This window comes from Lysinibacillus sp. NPDC096418 (genome assembly GCF_044762775.1).
GTDB lineage: Bacteria > Bacillota > Bacilli > Bacillales_A > Planococcaceae > Lysinibacillus.
Window position 1 is genome coordinate 58,533 of sequence record NZ_JBIWEY010000027.1, and the last position, 6,740, is coordinate 65,272.

The 6,740-nt window shown below is 38.2% G+C and carries 6 protein-coding genes; 4 read left to right on the forward strand and 2 right to left on the reverse strand.

The window, feature by feature from the left end; all coding sequences use genetic code 11:
• The first annotated feature begins 41 nt into the window (after positions 1 to 41).
• Positions 42 to 851 carry a GNAT family N-acetyltransferase gene (locus tag ACIQZG_RS17750; protein WP_402756797.1) on the forward strand — a complete coding sequence of 270 codons (810 nt, stop codon included), beginning with the start codon at positions 42 to 44 and terminating at the stop codon, positions 849 to 851.
• A gap of 89 nt (positions 852 to 940) precedes the next feature.
• On the opposite strand, the gene ACIQZG_RS17755 is transcribed toward ACIQZG_RS17750, so the two are convergent.
• Together ACIQZG_RS17755 and ACIQZG_RS17760 are read right to left on the reverse strand one after the other, a co-directional pair.
• Positions 941 to 1,810 (reverse strand): MurR/RpiR family transcriptional regulator, encoded by an 870-nt coding sequence (locus ACIQZG_RS17755; RefSeq protein ID WP_402756798.1) that lies wholly within the window; start codon positions 1,808 to 1,810, stop codon positions 941 to 943.
• A 368-nt stretch (positions 1,811 to 2,178) separates the two neighbouring features.
• Positions 2,179 to 3,405 carry an MFS transporter gene (locus ACIQZG_RS17760; protein WP_402756799.1) on the reverse strand — a complete coding sequence of 409 codons (1,227 nt, stop codon included), beginning with the start codon at positions 3,403 to 3,405 and terminating at the stop codon, positions 2,179 to 2,181.
• Between the two features lie 204 nt (positions 3,406 to 3,609).
• Here ACIQZG_RS17760 and thrC point away from each other — a divergent pair, with 204 nt between their 5' ends.
• From thrC to ACIQZG_RS17775, 3 genes are all read left to right on the forward strand, one after another.
• Positions 3,610 to 4,662, forward strand: a complete 1,053-nt coding sequence (thrC, locus tag ACIQZG_RS17765) for a threonine synthase (RefSeq protein WP_402756800.1) — start codon at positions 3,610 to 3,612, stop codon at positions 4,660 to 4,662.
• The gene (gene thrB, locus ACIQZG_RS17770) at positions 4,659 to 5,558 is read left to right on the forward strand and encodes a homoserine kinase (protein ID WP_402756801.1); all 900 of its coding nucleotides are present in this window, start codon (positions 4,659 to 4,661) and stop codon (positions 5,556 to 5,558) included. The genes thrC and thrB overlap by 4 nt, the downstream gene beginning before the upstream one ends.
• Before the next feature lie 316 nt (positions 5,559 to 5,874).
• Complete coding sequence (locus ACIQZG_RS17775) at positions 5,875 to 6,540, forward strand: 2-hydroxy-3-keto-5-methylthiopentenyl-1-phosphate phosphatase (RefSeq protein WP_402756802.1); 666 nt, start codon at positions 5,875 to 5,877, stop codon at positions 6,538 to 6,540.
• Positions 6,541 to 6,740 lie beyond the last annotated feature (200 nt).

Sequence of the window (6,740 nt, forward strand, 5' to 3'; positions counted from 1 at the left end):
TTAGTCTATATTTTTAGGAAATAAGAGAAATGAGGATTATAATGACAAAAAATATGGAAAAGAAATATATTCCATTAGCAAATTTCTTTCAAGTTACAACGCAAAATGAAATAACGTTATCCTTCAGCGCACTAGAAAACATTATAGGGCAATCCTTACCAAACGCTGCCTACTTAAATTCGAGTTGGTGGAAAAAAACAAAACCACCTCTATCTCACTACTTATCTTGGACAGATTCAGGCTTCTACGTAGTTGATGTCAAACTTGGCACAAGTGTCACTTTCAGTCGTAACTATACTAGATCCTCTACAAGCCAAGTTCCTGAAAATAATGAAAACTCTAATGCTTATATAATTCGTACAATAGAAGCATCTGATGCAAAGGCGTTTATTACTTTACAAGAAGAGATCTTTCATGAAACAGAATATATGTACAACGCACCTAACGAATTAGAGCTTACTGTGCAACAGCTTCGTAAAGATTTAATAAGCTGGAAAAAGTTAAAAAACCGCACAATACTAATTTGTATTTTAAATGGAGCATTTGCTGGATATGCCGTTATTCATGGCTACAAACATTCGAAAGCAAAACATGTTGCAAATGTTCACTTAGCGGTAAAAGAAATGTATCACCGTCAAGGAATCGGCAAAACCCTTATGGAAGAAGTTGAAAGTTGGTCAAAACAAAGAGCCATCACCAAATTAGAGTTATCTGTAATGGCACATAATGATAGTGCTTTGCAGTTTTTTAAAAAGATAGGATTTCAGCATGAAGGTAAACGATTACAGTCGATTTTACTAAATGACACATTAATTGACGAATGTGTCATGGGGAAGATTGTGCAGAAATAATTTTTATAGACCATAACTATATGGTCTTTTTTGCATTTAAAAACACGCAAACAAGCATGGCAAGCCTATCTACGTGTTTAATTTTATGATTATCGTAACACTTGCTTTTCCCTAGCGACATCTAGGAATAGTAGATTATTTTCTACTTGTTCGAACGACTGCAAGTACTTATCATATCCTACTTTATTGTGACTGATCATTTCTTCCACCAATGCATGCATAAATGAGAACAGAACCGGAATGATATCAAGCGAAGACTGGTTTTTCATGCCGAGTGCAAATATTGCACTTGTATACTCTCTTAATGGAGACAATGCTGTATCAGTAATTGCTATAATCTTCACTTTTTTCATCTTAGCAATTTCTACAATTGTCTTCATATCATTGGCATGTTTGTCAAATGAAAATACGACCAAAGCTGTATGTTCCCCCATGCTATTAATTTGCTGAACAAAATCATCCGAATCCGTGCGTATTTGCTTTACATTTGGACGTAGCGTTTTCATTGTATAGGATAACCAGCTTGCTACAGAAGCGGTTTGACGAGCGCCTAATATGTAAATTGTATCAGCTTCATGTATCCATTTTGCACTTTTCTGGAATGTATTATCATTAATAAGGCGAATTGTATCTTGAATGTTTTGTATATCACGTTGCATGATCTTACCGTAATTTAGCACATTTTGTTTCCCTGCTGAATTCGTTGATTGTGTGTCTATTCCTTCATTTCGGGTCATTAAATAGCTTCGTATTTCTTCTTGAAGCTCTACATAACCCGATAAATCCATGGCATAACAAAAACGAATGACCGTAGATTCACTAACATTAGCCTGTCTACCCACCTCTGCAGCGCCATTTGCAATGACAACTGTCGGGTTATCTGTTACAAATTGTGCAACCTTACGTTGGCCCTTCGAAAGTCTTACATATTTCCTTTTTATATCTTCATTGATACTCATTCCTAACAACCTTTCTTCCAAAGAAATTATCACAAATGGAGATTGTTTACTACTGGTTCTAAATTCGGTTAAAAATACAGTATCACGATTGCAATCTGAATACAATGACTTTTCTGAAAAATCTTTAGCGCTTTAAATTGCTAACGTAATAGTCCGTAATAAAATGACATAAATTCGCTATAATTTCAGTCAACAATTACATCTTTATTATCATAATCATAAATAAGGATTTATTTAGTCTTTAGTCATTTTATCAAAGTTTAGATAAAAATGTATAATAATTAACAACCTCTTATTTTTATGTATTATTTAAGCGAAAATAAGGATAAAAAATACCTTGGAACACAAGTGCTACCAAGGCATTTTCTTTATTCTAATTCCATTTGCTTTGTCTCTTTTCCTAAGAAAATCACGCCAATTACACCGATTATTATTGCTCCGCAGAAAATCGCAAAAATAAAACCAATTTCATAGCCAGCTGTTAACAAAGAACCCACTAATAACGGACCGAATATGCCACCAACTCGACCAACTGCAGCCGCCATACCAGCACCAGTTCCTCGAATGTTCGCTGGATACTGCTCTGGTGTATAGGCATATAATGCACCCCATGCCCCTAAATTAAAGAATGATAAAAACATACCGGAAACTAATAATATTTCCATTGTTTCTGCACTCCCAAAAATGAAAGCACTTACAGCAGTTCCAATTAAATAGGAAATAAGTACAAATTTACGTCCGAATTTTTCAATGAACCACGCTGCCGTGAAATAGCCTGGTAGCTGTGCCAGTGTCATAATCAATACATATTTAAAACTTGTAATCATGTCAAAGCCTTTACCAACCATGACACTTGGTAGCCATAAAAACATACCATAGTATGAAAATACTACTGTAAACCAAAGTATCCATAGCATCAGTGTTGAACGCGCATACTTTTTTGACCAGACGTCACCGATGTTTTGGAAGATGCTACGTTTTTTCGATTCCACCTTTACCGTAAATTGTGGTGAATCAGGTAGATGCCAACGTATATAAATAGCATACACTGCTGGTAGAGCCGTTAGTAATAATGCTACCCTCCATCCCATTGATTGATCGAACGCGGGAATTACAAAATATGAAATCAGTGCAGCCACTAACCAACCTGCTGCCCAAAAGCTTTCCAGTAATACAACAACTCTCCCTCGCTCCTTCGCTTCTACGCTCTCAGAAACAAGTGTCGACGCTACAGGCAATTCTCCTCCTAGCCCCATCCCTACTAGAAAGCGTAGCAGCATAAATGCTACTAATGTTGTCGTAAAGGCAGACAAGCCACTTGCCACTGAGAACAAGACGAGTGTCCACATAAATATTTGTTTACGTCCTACTTTATCTGCTAAAACACCGAATACGAGTGCACCTACTGCCATGCCTATCGAGTTGATGCTTCCGATCCAACCCATTTCAGTCTTTGTTAAATCCCAATCGATGGCTAGGGCTGCTATGACAAATGATAAAATCCCTACATCCATCGCATCGAAAAGCCAACCGACACCTGCTACACCTAAAAGCTTATTTCGAGATACTGGCTGTGTTGCTTTACTTGTTGTCATATAAACCACCTGTCTTTACACTTGACTTTACATTTCAATTACACTATACAGTTGTTTCAATTAGGTGACAAGTAAAAATTCAAAAACCAAATTGTTCAGACAATTTGTGAAATACTATTGAAAACATAGACCCATTTGCGTTAAAATGTCTCTTATATAAAAACAACTGTTCTTCCCGTAAGAACAAAAGGAGATTGTTACGTTATGTGGAAAGGCCTTATCGAAGAATATAAACAATTTTTGCCCGTAACAGAAAATACACCTGCTCTAACTTTAAACGAAGGCAATACGCCTCTTATACATTTAGTAAACCTATCGAAAAAGCTTGGTATCGAGCTATACGGTAAAATTGAAGGTGCAAATCCGACTGGTTCTTTCAAGGACCGTGGAATGGTATTTGCAGTTGCAAAAGCAATCGAAGACGGTAGTAAATGTGTAATTTGTGCATCTACTGGGAATACTTCAGCAGCTGCTGCAGCTTATGCAACACGCGCTGGTATCCAATCAATCGTCGTTATTCCAAAAGGTAAAGTCGCACTTGGTAAATTAGCACAAGCTACAATGTACGGTGCGAAAATTATTGAAATTGATGGTAACTTTGATGATGCATTAAATATCGTCCGTCAAGTAAGTGAGACTACTCCAGTTGCACTTGTAAACTCAGTAAACCCTTACCGTATCGAAGGGCAAAAAACTGCATCTTTTGAAATTGTAGATGCTTTAGGTGCCGCTCCAGACTATCTTTGTATCCCAGTGGGTAACGCAGGTAACATCACTGCTTACTGGAAAGGCTTCAAAGAATATAACGAAGCTAAAGGTTCAGGTCTTCCAAAAATGTTTGGGTTTGAAGCAGAAGGGGCTGCCGCTATCGTTAAAGGAGAACCAATTCCAAACCCTGAAACAGTAGCTACAGCAATCCGTATCGGTAACCCTGCAAGTTGGAAATTAGCTGAGGCAGCTCGTGATGAGTCTGGTGGTATCATTGACGCTGTAACTGACGAAGAAATTTTAGCAGCTTACAAGTTAATCGCAGGTACTGAAGGTATTTTCGTAGAGCCTGGTTCTGCTGCATCTCTAGCTGGTGTTATCAAATCAGTAGAAAGCGGCAAAATCCCAAAAGGTTCAAAAGTCGTAACAATATTCACTGGTAACGGATTAAAAGATCCAGATACTGCGATGAATGTCTCTACAGTTGACCTTGTCTCTCTTAAAAATGACGAAGAAGAGATTCGCAATTATATCGAGGGCGTGCTATGAGTAAAAAGTGGCAAATCTCAGTTCCTGGGAGTACAGCCAATTTAGGCCCTGGCTTTGACTCTATTGGACTTGGCTTGTCTCTTTATTTAAAGTTAGACATTACTCTACAGGATACTTGGGAAATCATTCATCTCGATAATAATGGTCCTAGTGAGTTTGAAATCGAAGACCATTTACTATATGTTATCGCTAAGAGAATTGCAGATCAGTACGGCAAGAAACTTCCAGCTTGCCGTGTTGAGATGGCCAGTGAGCTTCCTTTAGCACGCGGTTTAGGTAGTAGTGCTGCTGCAATTGTTGCGGGCATTGAACTGGCAAATCAAGTTTGCGATTTAAAGCTTACGATTCAGGATAAACTAAATTTATCTTCACAAATCGAAGGACATCCCGATAATGCAACTGCTTCTGTTTTAGGAGGCTTAACAATCTCCTCAATGGACGAGAATGGCGTTGTCGATACACTTCATATTAATGACATCGAAGCATCTTTTGTCGTTTACATACCTGACGTAGAGCTTAAAACGAGTGAATCACGCTCTGTATTACCAGAGTCATTTGACCGTTCCTATGCGGTACGTGCATCAGCTAACGCTAATATGCTAGCTGCTTCTCTAATGGCAAAAGACTTCGTACGCGTTGGTCGATACATGGAATCTGATTTTTTCCACGAGCCCTTCCGCTCAAAATTGATTCCACAATATACAGAAATCCATGCTGCTGCTAAAGCTGCAGGCGCATATGGTACGGCATTAAGTGGTGCAGGCCCAACACTTATTTCAATCATCCCATCTGCTATTGCTGATGATTTTGTCGTGGCCATGAATACACAGTTCCCTGAACATCACATCATTTTAACGAAAGCTGATGAAGAAGGAATACAAGTAGCATTTGCGTAATAAATCAAAAACGCCTACCCAAAAGTAGGCGTTTTTATCTTCATTCAGTAGAAAACGTCCACCTCTACTGATGATATAAAGAATGCGATTTAGTTGTTTTTCAACGATTGTTCAAAAATCGACTGAATGAAGATAAAGCCTTCGGCGGATGTCACGGATTTTGAAAGGCGTTAGTTGTGCTTGCACAATTCAAAATCTGGACGCAATGTTTTTCTGTGCGAAAGCGAAACGTCAGCGGCAGATGTTTTATGTACCGAAAACATAGCGGCAGGTACAATATCACCGAGGCGTAATTGTTGTTTAAGGAGGAAGCAAGATGAAACCAATTATTTTCTGTGATTTTGATGGTACCATTACAGCTACTGATAATATCGTTTCACTGATGGAGCACTTTGTACCAGAGGAATCTGAGAAAATTGCAAAGGATATAATAGCGCAAACAATCAGCTTCAAAGACGGTGTCTCAGCAATGTTCGAATTGCTATCTACACATCAAAAAGAAGAAGTTATTCAATACCTACTAAATACCGCCGTTATACGTGAAGGCTTCGGTGAATTCGTTCAATATGCACATTCACACGACATTCCATTTTATATCATCAGCGGAGGTGTCGATTTCTTTATTGAACCGATGATTGAAAAATTCGGACCGTTTGCAGGTATTTACTGTAATCGTGCAGACTTTTCAGGACAGCAAATTAAGTTATTGTATCCAAACTCCTGCGACGAAGAATGTGCAAAATATGAAGTACAAGGCTGTGGTTGCTGTAAACCATCTGTCATGCGTGCAGTCACTCAAGACAATCACTTCAAAATCGTCATCGGTGACTCTATTTCCGATTTTGAGGCAGCTAAACAAGCCGATTTAGTACTTGCCCGGGACCATTTAATTGGACGCTGTGAGGAGCTCCAAATCCCTTATAAACCGTTTGAAACTTTTCATGATTGCTTAGATGTAGTAAAAGAACTCATCGAAAAATAGAAAAAGGAATCTAGCTATCAGCTTAATATGGTACCTGTAGTTAGGACACTTGAAAAAGAGTGTGCTAACTGCCGGTATTTTTTATATACTAGACTTTCAAGATTAGATGAATATTTAACAGGGAACACACCGAGACAAATCTTTAAGAAATATGGGTTTGATGAAGAGATGATTGGCATCAAACGTATTGAACAATCTGC

What these genes read in the sequence shown, in the direction of transcription:
- ACIQZG_RS17750 (WP_402756797.1), top strand. Translation starts at nt 42, where the DNA reads ATGACAAAAAATATGGAAAAGAAATATATTCCATTAGCAAATTTCTTT.
- ACIQZG_RS17755 (WP_402756798.1), bottom strand. Translation starts at nt 1,810, where the DNA reads ATGAGTATCAATGAAGATATAAAAAGGAAATATGTAAGACTTTCGAAG.
- ACIQZG_RS17760 (WP_402756799.1), bottom strand. Translation starts at nt 3,405, where the DNA reads ATGACAACAAGTAAAGCAACACAGCCAGTATCTCGAAATAAGCTTTTA.
- thrC (WP_402756800.1), top strand. Translation starts at nt 3,610, where the DNA reads ATGTGGAAAGGCCTTATCGAAGAATATAAACAATTTTTGCCCGTAACA.
- thrB (WP_402756801.1), top strand. Translation starts at nt 4,659, where the DNA reads ATGAGTAAAAAGTGGCAAATCTCAGTTCCTGGGAGTACAGCCAATTTA.
- ACIQZG_RS17775 (WP_402756802.1), top strand. Translation starts at nt 5,875, where the DNA reads ATGAAACCAATTATTTTCTGTGATTTTGATGGTACCATTACAGCTACT.